The sequence below is a fragment of the Gordonia sp. w5E2 genome (assembly GCF_036540975.1).
Taxonomy (GTDB): domain Bacteria; phylum Actinomycetota; class Actinomycetes; order Mycobacteriales; family Mycobacteriaceae; genus Gordonia; species Gordonia jacobaea.
The window spans coordinates 4,685,891-4,703,300 of sequence record NZ_CP144213.1; the positions used below are offsets into that span (position 1 = coordinate 4,685,891).

The 17,410-nt window shown below is 65.3% G+C and carries 18 protein-coding genes; 8 read left to right on the top strand and 10 right to left on the bottom strand.

The features are described from left to right. Window positions 1-68: 68 nt before the first annotated feature. The 3 genes from RND64_RS21250 to RND64_RS21260 form a co-directional block, all read right to left on the bottom strand. Window positions 69-773 (bottom strand): DUF305 domain-containing protein, encoded by a 705-nt coding sequence (locus RND64_RS21250; protein WP_083444456.1) that lies wholly within the window; start codon window positions 771-773, stop codon window positions 69-71. 69 nt (window positions 774-842) lie between these two features. Further along, a complete protein-coding gene (locus RND64_RS21255; protein ID WP_235434434.1) occupies window positions 843-1,271 on the bottom strand; it encodes a hypothetical protein in 429 nt (142 codons plus the stop codon). 28 nt (window positions 1,272-1,299) lie between these two features. Beyond that, window positions 1,300-2,397: a phosphatase PAP2 family protein gene (locus RND64_RS21260; protein ID WP_049700376.1), complete on the bottom strand. Its 1,098-nt coding sequence runs from the start codon at window positions 2,395-2,397 to the stop codon at window positions 1,300-1,302. 287 nt (window positions 2,398-2,684) lie between these two features. Here RND64_RS21260 and RND64_RS21265 point away from each other — a divergent pair, with 287 nt between their 5' ends. The 3 genes from RND64_RS21265 to RND64_RS21275 all read left to right on the top strand — a co-directional run bounded on the left by RND64_RS21265 (window position 2,685) and on the right by RND64_RS21275 (window position 5,816). Beyond that, window positions 2,685-2,897: a hypothetical protein gene (locus RND64_RS21265; RefSeq protein ID WP_049700375.1), complete on the top strand. Its 213-nt coding sequence runs from the start codon at window positions 2,685-2,687 to the stop codon at window positions 2,895-2,897. Window positions 2,898-2,987: 90 nt separating this feature from the next. Next, on the top strand, window positions 2,988-3,758 hold the full coding sequence (locus RND64_RS21270) for a deoxyribonuclease IV (protein ID WP_049700374.1): 771 nt from the start codon (window positions 2,988-2,990) through the stop codon (window positions 3,756-3,758). A 225-nt stretch (window positions 3,759-3,983) separates the two neighbouring features. Then, window positions 3,984-5,816, top strand: coding sequence for an acyl-CoA dehydrogenase (locus RND64_RS21275; RefSeq protein ID WP_005209041.1), 1,833 nt, complete (start codon window positions 3,984-3,986; stop codon window positions 5,814-5,816). 251 nt (window positions 5,817-6,067) lie between these two features. Here the strand turns inward: RND64_RS21275 and RND64_RS21280 are convergent, their stop codons facing one another. The 3 genes from RND64_RS21280 to RND64_RS21290 form a co-directional block, all read right to left on the bottom strand. After that, a complete protein-coding gene (locus RND64_RS21280) occupies window positions 6,068-6,520 on the bottom strand; it encodes a hypothetical protein (protein WP_235434433.1) in 453 nt (150 codons plus the stop codon). A gap of 136 nt (window positions 6,521-6,656) precedes the next feature. Beyond that, a complete protein-coding gene (locus tag RND64_RS21285; RefSeq protein ID WP_049700373.1) occupies window positions 6,657-7,433 on the bottom strand; it encodes an SDR family NAD(P)-dependent oxidoreductase in 777 nt (258 codons plus the stop codon). A 78-nt stretch (window positions 7,434-7,511) separates the two neighbouring features. Further along, a complete protein-coding gene (locus RND64_RS21290) occupies window positions 7,512-8,081 on the bottom strand; it encodes a TetR/AcrR family transcriptional regulator (protein ID WP_049700372.1) in 570 nt (189 codons plus the stop codon). 105 nt (window positions 8,082-8,186) lie between these two features. On the opposite strand from RND64_RS21290, the gene RND64_RS21295 reads away from it, so the two are divergent. Next, window positions 8,187-8,663 (top strand): hypothetical protein, encoded by a 477-nt coding sequence (locus tag RND64_RS21295; protein ID WP_049700371.1) that lies wholly within the window; start codon window positions 8,187-8,189, stop codon window positions 8,661-8,663. Between the two features lie 86 nt (window positions 8,664-8,749). Here RND64_RS21295 and RND64_RS21300 read toward each other — a convergent pair whose 3' ends face one another. After that, a complete protein-coding gene (locus RND64_RS21300; protein ID WP_235434432.1) occupies window positions 8,750-10,453 on the bottom strand; it encodes a VanW family protein in 1,704 nt (567 codons plus the stop codon). A gap of 239 nt (window positions 10,454-10,692) precedes the next feature. Continuing rightward, window positions 10,693-11,988 carry an acetyl-CoA C-acetyltransferase gene (locus tag RND64_RS21305; protein ID WP_049700369.1) on the bottom strand — a complete coding sequence of 432 codons (1,296 nt, stop codon included), beginning with the start codon at window positions 11,986-11,988 and terminating at the stop codon, window positions 10,693-10,695. A gap of 161 nt (window positions 11,989-12,149) precedes the next feature. Between RND64_RS21305 and RND64_RS21310 the strand changes: the two genes are divergently transcribed. Further along, window positions 12,150-13,514, top strand: coding sequence for a 3-oxoacyl-ACP reductase (locus RND64_RS21310; protein WP_049700470.1), 1,365 nt, complete (start codon window positions 12,150-12,152; stop codon window positions 13,512-13,514). Then, window positions 13,514-14,416, top strand: a complete 903-nt coding sequence (locus tag RND64_RS21315) for a MaoC family dehydratase (protein ID WP_049700368.1) — start codon at window positions 13,514-13,516, stop codon at window positions 14,414-14,416. Before RND64_RS21310 ends, RND64_RS21315 begins: the two co-directional genes overlap by 1 nt. A 134-nt stretch (window positions 14,417-14,550) precedes the next feature. Here the strand turns inward: RND64_RS21315 and RND64_RS21320 are convergent, their stop codons facing one another. Both RND64_RS21320 and RND64_RS21325 read right to left on the bottom strand, forming a co-directional pair. Further along, window positions 14,551-15,198, bottom strand: a complete 648-nt coding sequence (locus RND64_RS21320; RefSeq protein ID WP_049700367.1) for a TetR/AcrR family transcriptional regulator — start codon at window positions 15,196-15,198, stop codon at window positions 14,551-14,553. Window positions 15,199-15,288: 90 nt separating this feature from the next. Continuing rightward, the gene (locus tag RND64_RS21325) at window positions 15,289-16,494 is read right to left on the bottom strand and encodes a glycoside hydrolase family 3 N-terminal domain-containing protein (protein WP_200903284.1); all 1,206 of its coding nucleotides are present in this window, start codon (window positions 16,492-16,494) and stop codon (window positions 15,289-15,291) included. Between the two features lie 14 nt (window positions 16,495-16,508). On the opposite strand from RND64_RS21325, the gene RND64_RS21330 reads away from it, so the two are divergent. Together RND64_RS21330 and RND64_RS21335 are read left to right on the top strand one after the other, a co-directional pair. Next, window positions 16,509-17,114, top strand: coding sequence for a universal stress protein (locus RND64_RS21330; protein ID WP_049700366.1), 606 nt, complete (start codon window positions 16,509-16,511; stop codon window positions 17,112-17,114). Window positions 17,115-17,145: 31 nt separating this feature from the next. Next, window positions 17,146-17,343, top strand: a complete 198-nt coding sequence (locus RND64_RS21335; RefSeq protein ID WP_005205438.1) for a DUF2613 domain-containing protein — start codon at window positions 17,146-17,148, stop codon at window positions 17,341-17,343. Window positions 17,344-17,410 lie beyond the last annotated feature (67 nt).

The window sequence follows — 17,410 nt, forward strand, 5'->3', positions numbered from 1 at the left end:
CGACTCTTCTCACGGCCGAATCATTCCCGACCCGGTCGCCGACCTACTCGCCGATCGGGCCGTCGAATTCACTGACCGAGCATTGAGCGCATGCGGTCGATCTCGGCTTGCTGCGACGTGGTGATCTGCTCGGCAAGCGCTCGCGACGCAGGGTCGATCCCGTCGGCCAGCTCGGTCTTGGCCATGTCGATAGCGCCCTGGTGATGCGCGATCATTCCGTTCAGCCAGAGCGTGTCGAACTCCTGGCCGCGCGCATTCTCCATGGCAGTCATCTCCTGCTCGGACATCATGCCCATGCCCCCGGCACCGTCACCCATATCCATCGAACCGTGGTCCATAGAGCCGTGATCCATGGAGCCGTGGTCCTGGGCGCTCTGCAATTCGGGAGTTGTCGAGACACCCCACGACCTCAACCGCTCGGTCATCTGGTTGATCTCGGGTTGTTGGGCGTTCTTGATCTGCGTCGCCAACTCGCGAACCGCGGTGTTGTCGGTGCGCGACGGTACGAGATCGGCCATGGCGATGGCCTGCTGATGATGGGGGATCATCATCTGGTTGAACGTCACGTCGGCGGCGTTGTGCGTGGTCGATTCGGCCGACGCACTCTGCGATGACGAGGCGTTTCGGCTCGCGTCCGCACTGGTCGACGACGCCTCACCGGATGCGCTGTCAGACCCGCTCTCGGACGTCGAACAGCCCGCGATCCCGACGATTACGGCGACACCAGCGCAGGCAGCGAGCATGCGGGTACGACGAATTGTGTTGCTGGACATACTGGTTTCCTTGTCTGTGGTGACCTGCTGGACTCGGCCCCGGTGCAAGCGGGACCTGGCGTCGTCGAATCAGCAGCGAATCACGTTCAGACACAAGTGATCACGGATCGCCCACGGAGGCGGACGGCCGAGCTGGCGAACAGCCGGCATCCATACCGCAGCCATCGCGAGCAGTAGTGCGGCGAACACCAGGATTGCGACGATCGCGGGCTCGATGGTGGGAAAGTCGATGGCGCGCAGCGACAGACAGTGGTGCCCGAGGACGGCGCAGTGATCGCCAGACGACATGCCCGCGTCGGCACCAGCCGACTGCATCATCTGTATCTCGGCGTGCGCGGGAGGCATCGCGCGGGACTCGGCATGGGTCGGGCCGAGGAGGCCGTGCATCACGACGACGGCAAACACGAGGAGGCCCGCGAATCCAATACGTGCGGGCCTCGCCGCCAAGCGCTGTACGAAACGTCGGCGACCACTCACCCGTCTACGCGATGCGGCCACGGCGACCAGAATACCGGCGCGTGAGCGCTCAGGCTGCCGCGCCGCTTTCCTGCTCGGCGCTCTCCTGCTCGGCGCGGCGTCGTTGACGCGGGAGGATGAATCGGCGGTCGATCAGCGTGTAGACGGCGATCACGAACGCGGCCAGTGCCCATCCGAGCAATATGTCGAAGACGTAGTGCTCCGCGGTGTAGACGAGCGTGAACGCCATCGCGAACGCGTAGCCCATGAACAGCGTTTTGCCCAGAGCTTTCACCCGTGGCCACATGAACAGGGCAAGCAGCATCGTCAGGCCCGCGTGCAGCGACGGGATCGCCGCGACCAGGTTGGCTTTGCCCTGTCCCACCTCGATCAGGTTCGACGCCACGTGGATATTGAGGTACTCCCAGCCGCGCGCCGAAATGCGCTCGACGTAGGGTTGCGCACCCGGATGCTGCGGGTCGGTCGGACCGAGGATGCCGCCCGGCGTCGTCGCCTCAGGTGTCGTCATGCACTCTGCGTCGCGCGGACCGTCGACAACCTGCTCCGCGGTGCACCGTGCAGCAGCCCAGGGCGGCGCGGCAGGCACAAGCGTGTAGCCGACAAGTCCGAGGAACGTCGCTGCCACGAAGCACGCCGCAAAACGACGCCACGACGAACGGTCGCGCAACCACAGCACAGCGGCGACGGCGTACGGCACCACGAAGTACGACATGTAGACGACGCTGGTGACGATCTCCCACCACGGCGCCGACGCTTCTTTCAGGTGGCCCTGCAGCCAGACTGTCGGCACCACGCCGAACATCGCACGGTCGACGTCGGCGGCGAGGTGCCAGTGCGTCGGCATGTCGACGATCCGCGCGACGTCCCGCGTCCAGTCGTAGAGAATCAGAATGAGCGCGAACGGCGCCCAGTCGAGGAGCACGGTGATCGCTCGACGGCGGCCGATACTCGCGGCGAACAGCCCGAGACACAGCAGCACGATCAGGCGCGTGCGGTCGAAGGCGAGGCCGTAGACGGAGAATTCGTAGGCCATGAACGCAACCCACGCCACGATGGCGATGCGTCTGACCATGGTCAGGTCGCGCCGCTTCTCCGGCTCGGCTTCGAGTTCCGCAGCGTCGGCGACGTCGTCGAGAACAGGCGCCATGGTTGCCGGCTCGTCCGAATCGTCGTCGCCTGCGCCTCGCCTCGGAGGCCGTACCGCGTCTTCTACGCTCAAGCGGACAATCCTGATTCCATCGGTCGAATGAGATGCTGACGCATCGCACTCGACAAACACGATGGAACGACGTCCATCCTTAACTGTTTGTCAGCCTAGTGAACACCGGACGGTTACGGGGTGTTTGCCACCCGTTGATGGCGCATCCACAGCAAAGACTTCCTAGACTGGTGATACGCATCACAGCGATGTGGCAGTAGGCGCCGGGAGGTTTCATGCCCAATCGTTTTCTCCGCTACGGCGATCAGCGCTACCTGATCACCAAAGAGGCGGAGGCCCGACTCAACCGCGCACTGGACAAGGTCTACGAGCACGGCTCGGGTCACGAGTGGCTACACCTCTACCGCGACACCGAGGCGCCGTGTCGGCTGTTGATCGCCAGCGGCGTTCCGATCACCATCGAAACCGAGCCGGGACTCGGCGACTGAGCACACGCACGACTGAGCAGTTGCCACGACTGCGCACGCGCCAGGCTGCCCGCGAAAGTCGCCAGCGAGCGGTTCACTATCGTTGGCGTCATGCGCATCGGAGCCCACCTGCGTGAAGACGCCGCACCACTCGAGACCGCAGAAGAACTCGGTATCGACGTCTTCCAGATGTTCGTCACCGACCCGCAGAGCTGGAAGAAGCCTCAGCCACATCCGGAGGCCCAGCAGATCCGTGAGTCGCCCATCGACGTCGTCGTCCATTCGAGCTATCAGATCAACGTCGCGAGTCTGAACAACCGACTCCGGATGCCGTCCCGCAAGGCCGTCGAACAGCAAGCCGACGCCGCAGCCGAGCTGGGGGCCTTCGGCCTCGTCGTTCATGGCGGCCACCTTCGCGATGGTGAAGACGCCGCAGAGGGATTTGCCAACTGGCGCAAGCTTTTCGACCGTCAGCAGGACAAGGGCGGCTTCGGTGTTCCGATCCTCATCGAGAACACCGCGGGCGGCGATCACGCCATGGCCAGAACCCTCGAGGCCATCGACCGGCTATGGGATGCGGTCGGCGATTTCGAGCAGGCCGGATTCTGTCTCGATACCTGCCACGCGTGGGCCGGCGGCGAAGACCTCGTCGGACTGGTCGAGCGCGTGCGTGCCATCACCGGCCGTATCGACCTGGTTCACCTGAACAACTCGCGCGACGAGTTCGACTCGGGCCGCGACCGCCACGCGAATCTGGAGTCGGGTCACATCGATCCCGACGTCCTCGTCGAGGTCGCCCGCATCGCCGACGCGCCACTGATTCTGGAAACACCCGCGGAAGGCATACCCGCCGACCTGTCCTACCTGCGCGGAGGTCTCTGACCGACCTGCGTCGAGACTTCTTACCGCACTGCTTGCAATTGCGAGCACGCTCACATGCGCTGAGGTTGTGAGTGTGTTGCGCCTCGCGGTAAACTGGGGTTACTGGCGAGTAACTTGGTGTCCGCGTCAACGTCCAGATCATGCGCTTTCCCGACGCTCACCTCGGCACTCCCGACGATCGTCAGCCCGCGGCTTATATGCCAGGTCTAGTAGAAGGAACCAGCAATGGGTCATTACAAGAGCAATATGCGCGACCTGCAGTTCAACCTCTTCGACGTGTTCGAACTCGACAAGGTCCTCGAGTCCGGAGAGTTCGGCGATCTCGACCACGAGACCGCTGTCGACATGCTCCGCGAGGTGAAGAACCTGGCAGAGGGCGTCATCGCCGATTCGTTCGCCGAGGGCGACCGCAATCCCCCGACCTTCGACCCCGAGACGCACAGCGTCACGATCCCCGAGGCGTTCAAGAAGTCGTACAACGCCTACATCGAGGCCGGCTGGGACAAGGTCGGTCTGCACGAGGACCTCGGCGGCATGCCCGCTCCGCGTTCGCTGTACTGGGCGCTCGGCGAGATGATCCTCGGCGCCAACCCCGCGCTGTTCATGTACTCCGCGGGCGCAGGATTCTCGGAGATCTTCTACGACAACGGCACCGACGAGCAGAAGAAGTGGGCGCAGATCTGCGCCGAGCGCGGCTGGGGCGCCACCATGGTGCTGACCGAGCCCGACGCCGGATCGGATGTCGGCGCAGGCCGCACCAAGGCAACGGAGCAGGAAGACGGCACCTGGCACATCGACGGTGTGAAGCGCTTCATCACCTCGGGCGATCAGGACATGACCGAGAACCTCTTCCACCTGGTACTCGCTCGCCCCGAGGGCGCGGGCCCCGGCACCAAGGGCCTCTCGCTGTTCTTCGTTCCGAAGTTCCACTTCGACCACGAGACCGGCGAGCTCGGTGAGCGCAACGGCGTCTTCGTCACCAACGTCGAGCACAAGATGGGCCTGAAGGTCTCGGCCACGTGTGAGGTCACCTTCGGTCAGCACGGCGTTCCGGCCAAGGGCTGGCTCGTCGGCGAGGTCCACAAGGGCATTGCGCAGATGTTCGACGTCATCGAGCACGCTCGAATGATGGTGGGCACCAAGGCGATCTCGACCCTATCGACCGGTTACCTCAACGCACTCGACTACGCCAAGGAGCGTGTCCAGGGTGCCGACATGACCCAGATGACCGACAAGACCGCTCCGCGCGTGACCATCACGCATCACCCGGACGTGCGTCGTGCGCTGATGACCCAGAAGGCATACGCAGAGGGTCTGCGCGCCGTGTACCTGTACACCGCGTCGCACCAGGACGAGGCTGCTGCCCAGATCGTCTCCGGCGCCGATGCCGCCATGGCTCACCGCGTCAACGACCTGCTCCTGCCGATCGTCAAGGGCGTCGGCTCCGAGCGCGCCTACGGCACGCTGACCGAGTCGCTGCAGACCTACGGCGGCTCCGGCTTCCTGCAGGACTACCCGGTCGAGCAGTACATCCGTGACTCGAAGATCGACTCGCTCTACGAGGGCACCACGGCCATCCAGGCGCAGGACTTCTTCTTCCGCAAGATCATTCGCGACAAGGGCCAGGCTCTCGCACACGTCGCGGGCCAGATCCAGACGTTCATCGACTCGGAGGCCGGCAACGGTCGCCTCAAGACCGAGCGCGCGCTGCTGAAGACCGCACTCGAGGACGTGCAGTCGATGACCGCAACGCTGACCGGCTACCTCATGGGTGCGCAGGAAGACGCGACGCAGCTCTACAAGGTCGGCCTCGGCTCGGTGCGCTACCTCATGGCCGTCGGCGATCTGCTCATCGGCTGGCTGCTGCTCAAGCAGGCCGAGGTCGCACTGACCAAGCTCGACGAGGGTGCCGCCGATGGCGACAAGGCGTTCTACGACGGCAAGGTCGCGGTTGCGAGCTTCTTCGCCAAGAACATGCTGCCGCTGCTGACCTCGGTCCGCGGCGTCGTCGAGAACATCGACAACGACGTGATGGAGCTCGACGAAGCGGCTTTCTGATCCGCTGATCGACAAGCGTCACAAACCAATACTGCGGCCCCGCAACCGGATTCGGTTGCGGGGCCGCGGTATTTGTCCTGGGGCTTTTCCGGCCGGTCGGCCAGCACCGCTGCAGACAGGGCCTGAATGTGTGTTGAATCGAAGGATGTGGGTGCTGCAGCACCCACTTTTATCGATTGGACACACATTCTCCAGATCCGAGTAGCAGCCGGCACCCGGCAACGCCGCGGATCGATCAGTCCGCGTGGAGTTCAGCCGGCCTCACCGAGTCGTCGAATCAGACCGTTGTTGCCCGCGCGCATCATGTGAGAGTGGTTGAGCGCCAACAGCGGACGACACGCTGTCAGTAGCCAGGCGGGGGTCTTCTTGCGGAGCAACACTTCCTGAGTGAAGTCTGCGGTGGTGATGTCGTATGTCTGCGACACACACCACTGACTCCAGCCGACGAGATCACCGGTAAGGGTCGCGCGGAGGATTCCGCGTCGGGGGTCGCGAACTTCTTCGACCGCACTGACGTACAACGACATCGGGAGAAGCGAACGCAGCCTCGCAGTGCCCGACCGTTCGTCGACGCGGTGGACGTCGTGAACCTGCGGCCACCACGTCGGGTAGGCATCGGCGTCGGCCAACGCGTCGAAGACCGCCGTTCGGGCGAAGGGCAGACGCCAGCGACTCGTCATCCGGAAGAAGCGCGGATCGCCCACGGGTCCAGTGTGATCCGCGCACACTGCATCGGCCAGGGCTGACACCAGCTCGAGACGCGAGAACTCCCACCGCCGACTCGTGCGGTGGGAGTTCTCGCCCTGTGAGAGTGGTCCGGGGTGACCCCGACGCCGTCTACTACTTCGGTGGCATCCGGATGCCGCCGTCGACGCGGACGACCTCGGCGTTCATGTAAGAGTTGCTGACCAATTCGATGACCATCGAGGCGAGCTCGTCCGGTTCGCCGAGTCGCTTCGGGAACAGGACGTTCTTGCCGAGGTTGGCCTTGAATGCCTCGGAGTCGGGGCCCGAGCCGTAGATCGGGGTGTCGATCAGGCCGGGAGCCACGGTGTTGACGCGGATGCCGACAGCCGACAGGTCGCGTGCGACCGGGAGCGTCATGCCCACGACGCCACCCTTCGACGACGAGTAGGCGGCCTGACCGATCTGGCCGTCGAATGCCGCGACACTGGCCATGGAGACGATCGCGCCGCGCTCACCGGTCTCGGTGGGCTCGAGGCGGCTCATCGCGGTGGCCGCGAGACGAATGGCGTCGAAGGTGCCGATCAGGTTGATCGCGATGACCTTCTTGTATGCGTCGAGGTTGTGCGCCGACGCGAACTCGCCGTCCTTGCCGACGGTGCGCTGCGCCCAGCCGATGCCCGCCGAGTTGACCAGCACGCGGAGCGGGCCGAGCTCGCTCGCCTGGTTGACAGCGGTTTCGATCTCGGCGGTGTCGGTGACGTCGACCGAGACGAACTCGCCGCCCACTTCCTTGGCCAGCAGTCCACCCTTGTCGGCGTTGAGGTCGGCGACGACGACCTTCGCGCCCTTGGCAGCCAACTGGCGAACCACTGCGGCGCCGATGCCCGACGCCCCACCCGTCACGATTGCACTTGCTCCGTTGATATCCACGTCGACAGCCTACGACGTACTGTGTCGCGGATAACAGTGGGGCCGAGCGATCGCTCGGGAGCGCGGATCCTCAGAGGTTCACGGCGCCCGATCGGTGAACATCGCGACGAGACGGTCGCGTCGCTGGGAGACCAGCGCGGGATCGAGGCGGTGCTGACGCGCGAGCGTGCACATGCCGTGCAGGGATGACCACAGCAACTCGGCGTTGACACCGACGTCTGGTTCATCCGCGCCCAGCGCGCGCAGGAACGGCGCGAACGCATCACGCATGACCTCCGGGGTGTCGTCGGCAGCGAACGTGACACCGACAGGTAACGCGAACATCGCCTCGTAGGTGGCCGGATGCTTCTCGGCGAAGGCGACATAGCAGTCCACCAGCGCCGCGACCGGCTCGTCGACGTTGGCAAGCGCAGCGTCAGCGGCGCGCGCAAACTCTGAAAATCCCTGCAGCGCAACGGCAGTCACGATCCCGTCGCGACCGTCGGGAAAGTGCTGATACAGGACGGGCGGGGTGTATTCGATCTCGTCGGCGAGCCGCCGCGTCGTGACCGCTGCCCATCCCTCGCGTTCGGCGAGCGTCCGCGCTGCGTCGATCACCTTCTCGTGCCGAGCTGCCCGCTCACGTGCACGCCGTTCCTGAGCACCCATGGCTTCAATTTATCATCGTCATCCGAAACTGTCATTGATATGTACATCTATCGCTGTTAGATTCATGACAGGTCGTCGGAATAGGCACCCCATCAGGAGCAGGTCATGAGTTCAGCAATCATCCAGATCGTCGCCGGGATCTCGATCCTCACCAACGCGATCATCTACGGCATCGACGTCTTCGGTGGCGTCATCATGAAGTCGGTGCTTGCCAAGCTCGACGATGCGACGATGACGTCCGTCGCAGGCTGGGGCCACTACTTCGGCGACCGACGGCTGCCCGTCGCCGGCATCACCGGCCTGGTGAGTGCTGTTGTCGCATCAGTGATTTCGCTGATCACTGCTCACTACGCCGCCGCAGTCGCAACGCTCGTCGCCACCATCGCATTGGTGCTGTGGCTGGGCCTCTACGCAACTGCGGCCAAGCCGATCAACACCCTGCAGAAGGCGGCCGCACTGGGCGGAACCCTGCCCGACGACGCTCGCGAACTCCAAACCCGTTGGGATTCCCTGCTTCCGGCGCGCATCTCACTGCAGACGACAGCACTCGTCGCGCTCGTGGTCGCCGTAGCCCTGGCGTGAAATTCCTGGCGCGAGATACCCGGCGCGAGATGCCCAGTCGACGGTCTCGAGCGCCCAGTCGGCAGTCTCGAGCGCACGGTCGACGGTCAGACGCAGCGGACGATCGGCTCGGGGTCGTACTTCACCGTGCGGGTGTGCCTGCTGATCTCGGCGCCGGTGGCGGCGTCGGAGATGACCCGCGTGTTCGACGTCGTGAAGCCGCGAATCCCGTTGTCGGCCAAGCAGTCGTCGCCGCGCGGCAACTCCACCACCGAGGGTGAGGTGTAGGCGTAGCGGTCGCCGGTGATCGACTCGACGTCGACCGTCTTGGTGCTCCACATGCGTACGGTCACACCCGAGGTCGTCCAGCCGGTCTCGATCAGGATTCCGTGGCGGGTGTTGTTTCGGAAGACGAGGTCGATCGCGCCTTCGAAGACTGTCGCCTCACGCGCCTCCGGATAACGCGAGATGTAGTAGCTGTGCTCGGTGTGGTCGACGTCTTCGAGGCCTGCGAAGTACGACGCGTTGTACAGCGTCGTCGCGAACTGCGAAATCCCACCGCCGACCGCTTTCGACGGCCTGCCGTGATCGATGATCGTCGACGTCACGTAGCCCTGCGCCTCACCGCGTGGACCGGTGTAGGAGTTGAGCGAGAACGTCTCGCCCGGCAGCACCACGGCACCGTCGACCTGCTCGGCCACCAGCCTGATGTTCTCGCCCGACGCCGACGAGAAGCCGCCCGTGGTGAACTCCGAGACCACTTCCTTCACACCGAGACTCTTGGCCTTGTCGGTCGTCACCTTCGGTGTGCGCACCAGGTAGGTGGCGCTCACCGTGTCGGGCCGATCGTCGGCCAGCGCGGCGTCGACGATGGTCTGTGTCGTCTTTCGCCAGTCGATCCGTGCGCCGTCGCGGGCGGGCACCACCTGCGGGCTGCCGCCGCTCAACCGGAACGTCGCGCTGACGGGTGCTCGCTCGGTACGGCCCAGGTCTGCGCCCACACGTTTGGACACCGCCTTCTCGTCGGCGCGGACTACGAGTCCACCGCGACCGTCGGCCACAAAGCGCAGCACTGCGCCCAGATCGTCGGGGCTCAACCGCGTCCGCGCCCCGTCGGTTCCCGTGACGGCCAGCGACGCCGACGTCGCGCGGGTGGCCGGGCCGTCGACTGTTCGACGCACCGTGTCGGCCGACACCGTCGGCGAGAACGGCTCCATGGGGAGATCGATCGGACCGGTGTCGTCGAGCCAATGGTCGGCCAACTCGTCGGCAGCACCCTCGCGCACGACGCGGAGCCCCTTGCTCGGCATCTCCGCGACCGGAGTGGCACCGCGGTAACGAACACCACCCTCGACGGCGGCCTTCTCCAGATCGGCCTTGCGCGCATCGAGCGTCGCGTTCAAGCGCGCCCGATCGACGTCGACGACCGGTTCGACGTCGCGTGTGCGTCCGAACAACGACGCCACGCGGTCGAAGAGGCTGCGCGGTTGCCGCATCAGACGCTCGGCGGTCGCATCGGCGTCGAAGGTGAGTCCGAGTTCGTGCGGCGCCACCACCGCGGTCCCCGACGGGGTCCTGACGGTGACGGGCTGCGCGGCTCGCTTCTGTAATTGCGTGAGCGACGGGGTCAACTGCGTGCGTGAGAGGTTGCCGACGTCGAGGCCCGCTGTGGTCGCGCCACGCGCCGAATGTGAGTTCGTGACGACCAGATCGACGGCCAAAACCAGCGATGTGAGAAGCACCACACCCGTGATCAGCCGCGCCCCCATACGTCGTCGACGTGCGGAGGCGGGGAACACTTTGTCAGTCATACAGGACATTTCAGACGCGGGCGAGGTGGGCTCCGCTGACTCCATCAGGTCTCACTCTGCAGATGAGAGCATCTGACCTGGGAAAAGCAGGCGCTCCGGATGAGCTGTCGGGTCGGGGGTCTGACAGCTCAACCGGAGCTAACACGTATATCTACCCTGCATTCCGATTCGTTACATCTCGGTTGGAAAACCTTTGACGAATCTGACGGGAGGGGAGACTCGATCGATCGGGGAAGAACTCAGCCCTCGATGATCGCGGTGACGCCCTGGCCGCCCGCGGCGCAGATCGAGATGAGTGCACGACCGCCACCGTTGGCCTTGATCTGCTTGGCGGCCTGAGCCACGATCCGACCACCGGTCGCCGCGAACGGATGGCCCGCAGCCAGCGAGGAGCCGTTGACGTTGAGCTTGCTGCGGTCGATCGAGCCGAGCGCGGAGTCGAGCCCGAGGCGCTCCTTGCAGTACTCCTCGCTCTCGAACGCCTGCAGCGTCGCGAGCACGACCGACGCGAACGCCTCGTGGATCTCGTAGAAGTCGAAGTCCTGCAGCGTCAGGCCATTGCGCTTGAGCAGACGCGGGATCGCGTAGGTGGGAGCCATGAGCAGTCCGTCGGGACCGTTGACGTAGTCGACGGCCGCTGTCTCGGAGTCGACGAAGTAGGCCAGCACCGGCAGGCCCTTCTCCTGTGCCCACTCGTCGGACGACAGCAGCACGGTCGACGCACCGTCGGTGAGCGGCGTCGAGTTACCCGCGGTCATCGTGGCGTCGCCCAGCGAGACACCGAAGACCGGCTTGAGCTTGGCGAGCTTCTCGACGGTCGAGTCGCCGCGCAGGTTCTGGTCGCGGATCAGGCCCTGGTACGGGGTGATGAGGTCGTCGAAGAAGCCCGCGTCGTACGCGGCTGCCATCTTCTGGTGGCTCGCCGCGGCCAGTTCGTCCTGGTCGGCGCGCTTGATGCCGAATTCCTTGGCGGTGATGGCCGCGTGCTCGCCCATCGACATGCCGGTGCGCGGCTCGCCGTTCTTGGGGATCTCGATACCCAGATTGGGCAGCGCCTTCAGAATCCCGAGCACCTGGTCCTTGGGCGACCGCGCACGGTTGACCTCCAGCAGCGACAGACGAAGGTCCTCGGAGACACCGATCGGGGCGTCGGACGTGGTGTCGACGCCGCCACCGACGGCGACGTCGTATCGTCCGCGCGCGATGCCGTCCGCGACAGCGGTGATCGCCTGCAGACCGGTGCCGCACGCCTGCTGGATGTCGAAGGCGGGGGTGTACGGCGACAGCGGCGAGCCGAGCACACATTCGCGGATGAGATTGAAATCACGAGAGTGCTTGAGGACCGCACCGCCCGCGACCATGCCGAGGCGCTCACCCTGGAGGTTGAAGCGGCCGACCAGGCCATCGATGGCCGCGGTGAACATGTCTTGGTTGCCGACCTTGGCGTATGCCTTGTCCTGACGCGCGAACGGAATGCGGTTGCCGCCGAGGATCGCGACCGGACGCTCGTCGCGAGTCTTGGGTGTGTAAGCCACTTGGATCTCCCAGGGATGAGGGTTGACACTTATAGCGTATTCTTACTCCAGAGTAAGTTAGTTGTCGAACTGCTTCGGACCCCGGGTCCGTCGACTACCCGACAACCGACTCATCGATTCACCTGCACATGAGCCGCACATCACGATCAGAGGAGATTCACGTGGCTTCCAACGGAACCGCCGGTCTGTATTCGAGTTTTGTCCATTCCGGCCCCGGATCGTTCATTGCCAAGCAGGCAGGACTCCCGGTGCCCCCGACCCTGCGTCGGTACAAGCCGTCGGAGCCCCCACTTCCGGGCCCGGTGCTGCTCGGCGGCAACGGCCGACTCGTGGAGCCGATCCGCGAGATCCTCTCCACTCCTGACTACACCCTGATCCACAACGCGACCACGGGTCGCAGCGCCGACAAGTACGGCGGTCTGGTCTTCGACGCGACGGGCATCAAGAAGGCAGCCGACCTCAGCGCGCTGTACGAGTTCTTCCAGCCGGTCATGCGCTCGACGGCGGCCTGCGCGCGATTCGTCGTGCTCGGCACCACTCCCGAGCTGATCGACGACCCCGACGAGCATGTCGCCCAGCGCGCGCTGGAGGGCTTCACACGCTCGCTCGGCAAGGAACTGCTGAAGGGTTCGACCGTTCAACTCGTCTACGTCTCCCCCGACGCCAAGACCGGTGTCACGGGACTCGAGTCGACGCTGCGCTTCGTGCTCTCGGCCAAGTCGGCGTTCGTCGACGCCCAGGTGATTCGCGTCGACGCCGACGATTCGGTCGCACCGTCGAACTGGGACAAGCCGCTCGACGGCAAGGTCGCGGTTGTCACCGGTGCCGCGCGCGGCATCGGCGCGACCATCGCCGAGGTGCTGGCGCGCGACGGCGCCCACGTCATCTGCGCCGACATCCCCGCCGCCGGTGAAGCACTCGCCGAGACCGCGAACAAGGTCAACGGAACGGCATTCCCGCTCGACGTGAGCGCACCCGACGCGGGCAGCAAGCTCGCCGAGCACGCACTCGAGCGTCACGGCGGTATCGACATCATCGTCAACAACGCCGGAATCACCCGCGACAAGCTGCTCGCCAACATGGATGAGGGCCGCTGGAACTCGGTGATCTCGGTCAATCTCGTTGCGCCGCAGTCACTTGTCAACGCGCTCGTCGAGAAGGATGCGTTGCGCTCGGGCGGTGCGGTCGTCGACGTCAGCTCCATCGCGGGCATCGCGGGCAACCGCGGCCAGACCAACTACGGCGCGTCGAAGGCCGGTGTCATCGGCCTCGTCGACGCGTACTCGCCGATTCTCAAGAAGAAGGGCATCACCATCAACGCGGTGGCACCGGGCTTCATCGAGACCAAGATGACCGCGGCGATTCCGCTCGCCACCCGTGAGGCCGGACGACTGATGAGCTCGCTGCAGCAGGGTGGCCAGACCGTCGACGTCGCGGAGACCGTCGCCTACTTCGCCAACCCGGCGAGCAATGCCATCACCGGCAACGTGGTTCGCGTCTGCGGCCAGGGATTCCTGGGGGCCTGATGAGCAAGACGATCACACTCGACGGCCCGCCGAGCACGCTCGACGTGTACTCGAAGGCTGTCACCGCGATGCTCCCGGTGATCGGCAAGTCGGGACCGGTGCGTCCCGATACTCCGCTACCGGACAGGCGGTATCGCCTCGAGAACGTGCGTGTCGACCCGGATCGACTGCAGGCGTACACGCTCGCGACGGGCCAGCAGTTCGGTCCGGTGCTGCCGATCACGTACCCGTTCGTGCTGCAGTTCCCGCTCGCGATGAAGATCATGACCGACGGCGACTTCCCTTTCGGCGCAGTCGGTTCGGTGCATCTGGAGAACACCGTCGAGCGGTTCCGTCCGATCGGCGTCGACGAGCCGCTGACCATCGAGACGCATGCCGAGAATCTGCGCGAACACCGCAAGGGCATTCTCGTCGACATGGTGTCGGAGTTCAGCGTCGGCACCGAGCCGGTCACGCGCCAGGTGGCGACGTTCCTCTCGCAGCAGCGCACCAGCCTGTCCGACGAACCTCGCGGCCCCGCGCCGCGTGAGCAGGCTCCGCCACCGCCGAACGCGATCCTGTCGGTTGATCTCGGCCGCATCCGCGAGTACGCCGCGGCATCGGGCGACCGCAACCCGATCCACATGAGCGACCTGAGCGCCAAGGCTTTCGGCTTCCCCAAGGCCATCGCGCACGGAATGTGGAGTGCCGCAGCGGCAATCGCCAACGTCGAGCCACAGCTGCCAGACCACGTCACCTACGCGGTGAAGTGGGGCAAGCCGATCCTGCTTCCGGCGAAGGTCAACCTCTATGTTCGACGCATCGACGGGGTCGGCGGGAAATCGTCCGGCAACTTCGACATCGCAATTCTCAACCGGCGCAAGGGATATCCGTACCTGACCGCCACCACGCGAGACGCCTGAGCAGCGCCCACCCGACACGACACCGCCGCCCGCACTCTACGAAGTGCGGGCGGCGGTGTTGTGTTCTATGTGCATCGGCTCTTGTGTATCGGCTCTTGTGTATCGGCGCCTGAAACAGCGTGCGCGCGTGGCGGTCAGGCCTGCGCGCCGGAGTCCTCGGCGTCGACGCTCCCGCCGGCCACGGTGCCGCGCCCGACGCCCTTCAGGCCACGCCAGGTGATGCCGACGAGAAGGTCGGTGGCCGTATCGATGTCGACGTCGCCCTCCGAGATGCGGTCGGCGACGGCCTCACCCGCACCGACGAGTGCCACCGCGGTGAGTTCGAAATCGATGTCGCTCGCGCCCTCCACAGTTGTCCCGCGGCGGATCAGTTCGGCGACCATGTCGGTGACACGATCGCGACTGTCCCGCACGATCTGCGCGAAGTTGGCCGTGCCGATGGCGACGCGGTAGAGCACCTTCCAGGACTGGCGGTGCTGGTCGACGTACCCCAGGAACTCACGGACCACCGTGCGGGCCTGATCACGCTGTCGCAGGGTGGGATCGAAGCCGATCGCCATCGCGTCGATGAATCTTCCGGACTCACGCGCGATGCACGCACTGAAGAGTTCGTCCTTGGAGCCGTAGTACAGGTAGAGCATCGGCTTGCTGATTTGCGCTTCTGCCGCGATCGAGTCCATCGAGGTCTCGCGGAACCCGTTCTCCGAGAACACCTTCACCGCGGCGTCGAGCATCTGTTGCTCGCGAACCGCGCGTGGGAGACGCTTGGTTCCGCCTGCCATCACTCATCTCCTCTTTGCGGCACTGCACATGTTGGGTTACCCACTAATTTTACCAGTGAGTAAGTTTGCGCGGCGGTACAACCGCCACCCTCAGCAGCGCAGCACGCCCTTCGCGCGCAGGATCCGCACGACGGACCGGTCGACGCGAGCCTGCGTGAGCGTGCCGGCGGTCACCGCGCTCTGCATCGAGTCGAGCACGGACGAGACGCGGTCGGTGGTGATCCACAGCGCGATGTCGCCGCCGGCCTTGATGGACATCAGCGCGGCCTGCTCGATCGGATAGCGCTGGCTGATGGCGGCCATACCCGACAGGTCGTCGGAGAACACGACTCCGTTGAACGCAGGACCCCCGTAGGGCTTGCCCGTTCGCAGCATGGTCATCGCACGGGGACTGATACTCGCGGGCGTCTCGGGCCCGGTGAGTCCCGGCACGATCAGGTGCCCGACCATCACACCCGCGTTGCCGGGGTTACGCAGAAGCGTCTTGTACGGCACGAGGTCGCTGGTGATCAGCGACGACAGCGGCGGTGTGCGCACCACCCCGGTGTGCGAGTCGCCCGAGCCGTGGCCGTGGCCGGGGAAGTGCTTGTAGACCGGCATGATGCCCGCGTCCTCGAGTCCCGCGGCGAAGGCGCCCGCGTACTGGGTGACGACCTGCGGATCGTTGCTGAACGAACGATCGCCGATCACCTCGTCGGCGCTCTCGTCGCTCACATCGGCGTCGGGCGCGAAGTCGACGGTGATACCGAGCCGCTTGAGCTGACCGCCGATCGACGCCGCAAGGGTGCGCACCTGGGCCGGCGTCTTGGTCTGAGCCAGCTCGCGCGCCGACGGACTGTCGATGCCGAGCGACGACAGCCGCGACACGCGGCCGCCCTCCTGGTCGACGGTCACCATCAGCGGGAATGGCTGCGAGCGCGAGAGCCGGGCGGCTGCACCGCTGGTCAGGATCGACTTGTCGGTCCAGCTTCCGACGAAGATGCCGCCGATGTGCTCACGTTGCACCACCTGCGTGGCGTCGGCAGTTCCCGTGACGCCGACGACGATGAGCTGAGCGAGCTTCTGTCGCAACGTCATTCGCGAAAGCTCGGGCGCCCCACACGCGTTGGGTGCCACTGCCGGCGACGCCGCGGGTGACGAGGCCACGCTCTGCGAAGAGGGAGTCGAGGCGTACGCCGACGTCACCGACGATCCACCACCGGACGAGCCGGTCTGGCATGCCGTCAGCGTTGCAGCGACAGCGAGCACCACACCAGCCGTCCGGACACCTGTGAAACGTCGTCGATCAAGGCGCATGTACCGAGTCTGGCATGTACGATTCCCCCATGGCTGCGGGGTCGTCACCCTCCCCCACCGGCCCACATGGCCCCGGTGGCGCTGACCAGCGCGAAAAGACCCAGCACGAGAACTCCCGCACCGGCCAGACTCTTCTGATCGCATACGACGGATCGCCCAATGCCGATCGCGCCATCCGATACGCAGCACGTTTCCTCCAGGCACGCGTCGCGCACGTCGTGACCGCGTGGGAACCCGGGGCCATGAGCGCTCCCCGTGTCTCGTCGCTGGCGGCCGGGATGCAGCCGTACCTGGACACAAGGGCAGAAATCGAAGTCGACGAGGCGCTCGAGCGGGAGGCAACCGAGACCAATGCGCGCGGCGTCGCACTCGCGACCGAGTGGGGCCTGGATGCCACGGGAACACTGGTCGAAGCGGATTCGACGGTCTGGTCGGCGCTCATCGCGGCTGCGGACTCGTTGGATGCCGACCTGCTGGTGACGGGGACTCGCGGCGCCACCGGTTTCAAGGCTCTTCTTCGGTCGTCCGTGGCAGAACGCGTCCTCAAGCACTGTCACCGTCCGGTCTTCATCGTCCCCGCCAAGTGCGAGTCGGAGCCACGCCCGGAGATCACCGTCTGAAGTCGACCGGCGAAATGGTAGTTTCGTCCGCATGCGCAACAACCGACTGATCGCCGGAGCCGTGGCTGGTATCGCCGGCATCATCGTCGGCCTGGGTGCGGTATTCCTCGGCGGAGCGATCGCGTCGGAGAACAGCCCGTCGACCGATGTCAACAACATCAACCCCAACAGCGGTTTCGTGCAGGGGTCCGTCGACTACGGCTCACGCCAGAACGCCGACGACAAGTGAGCGCACCTCGCATCGGACAATCACGCATCGAATCACGCGGCATCTGAGGTCCCCCGACCGCTCGGCT

What these genes read in the sequence shown, in the direction of transcription:
- RND64_RS21250 (WP_083444456.1), bottom strand. Translation starts at nt 773, where the DNA reads ATGTCCAGCAACACAATTCGTCGTACCCGCATGCTCGCTGCCTGCGCT.
- RND64_RS21260 (WP_049700376.1), bottom strand. Translation starts at nt 2,397, where the DNA reads ATGGCGCCTGTTCTCGACGACGTCGCCGACGCTGCGGAACTCGAAGCC.
- RND64_RS21265 (WP_049700375.1), top strand. Translation starts at nt 2,685, where the DNA reads ATGCCCAATCGTTTTCTCCGCTACGGCGATCAGCGCTACCTGATCACC.
- RND64_RS21270 (WP_049700374.1), top strand. Translation starts at nt 2,988, where the DNA reads ATGCGCATCGGAGCCCACCTGCGTGAAGACGCCGCACCACTCGAGACC.
- RND64_RS21275 (WP_005209041.1), top strand. Translation starts at nt 3,984, where the DNA reads ATGGGTCATTACAAGAGCAATATGCGCGACCTGCAGTTCAACCTCTTC.
- RND64_RS21290 (WP_049700372.1), bottom strand. Translation starts at nt 8,081, where the DNA reads ATGGGTGCTCAGGAACGGCGTGCACGTGAGCGGGCAGCTCGGCACGAG.
- RND64_RS21295 (WP_049700371.1), top strand. Translation starts at nt 8,187, where the DNA reads ATGAGTTCAGCAATCATCCAGATCGTCGCCGGGATCTCGATCCTCACC.
- RND64_RS21300 (WP_235434432.1), bottom strand. Translation starts at nt 10,453, where the DNA reads ATGACTGACAAAGTGTTCCCCGCCTCCGCACGTCGACGACGTATGGGG.
- RND64_RS21315 (WP_049700368.1), top strand. Translation starts at nt 13,514, where the DNA reads ATGAGCAAGACGATCACACTCGACGGCCCGCCGAGCACGCTCGACGTG.
- RND64_RS21320 (WP_049700367.1), bottom strand. Translation starts at nt 15,198, where the DNA reads ATGGCAGGCGGAACCAAGCGTCTCCCACGCGCGGTTCGCGAGCAACAG.
- RND64_RS21325 (WP_200903284.1), bottom strand. Translation starts at nt 16,494, where the DNA reads ATGCGCCTTGATCGACGACGTTTCACAGGTGTCCGGACGGCTGGTGTG.
- RND64_RS21330 (WP_049700366.1), top strand. Translation starts at nt 16,509, where the DNA reads ATGTACGATTCCCCCATGGCTGCGGGGTCGTCACCCTCCCCCACCGGC.
- RND64_RS21335 (WP_005205438.1), top strand. Translation starts at nt 17,146, where the DNA reads ATGCGCAACAACCGACTGATCGCCGGAGCCGTGGCTGGTATCGCCGGC.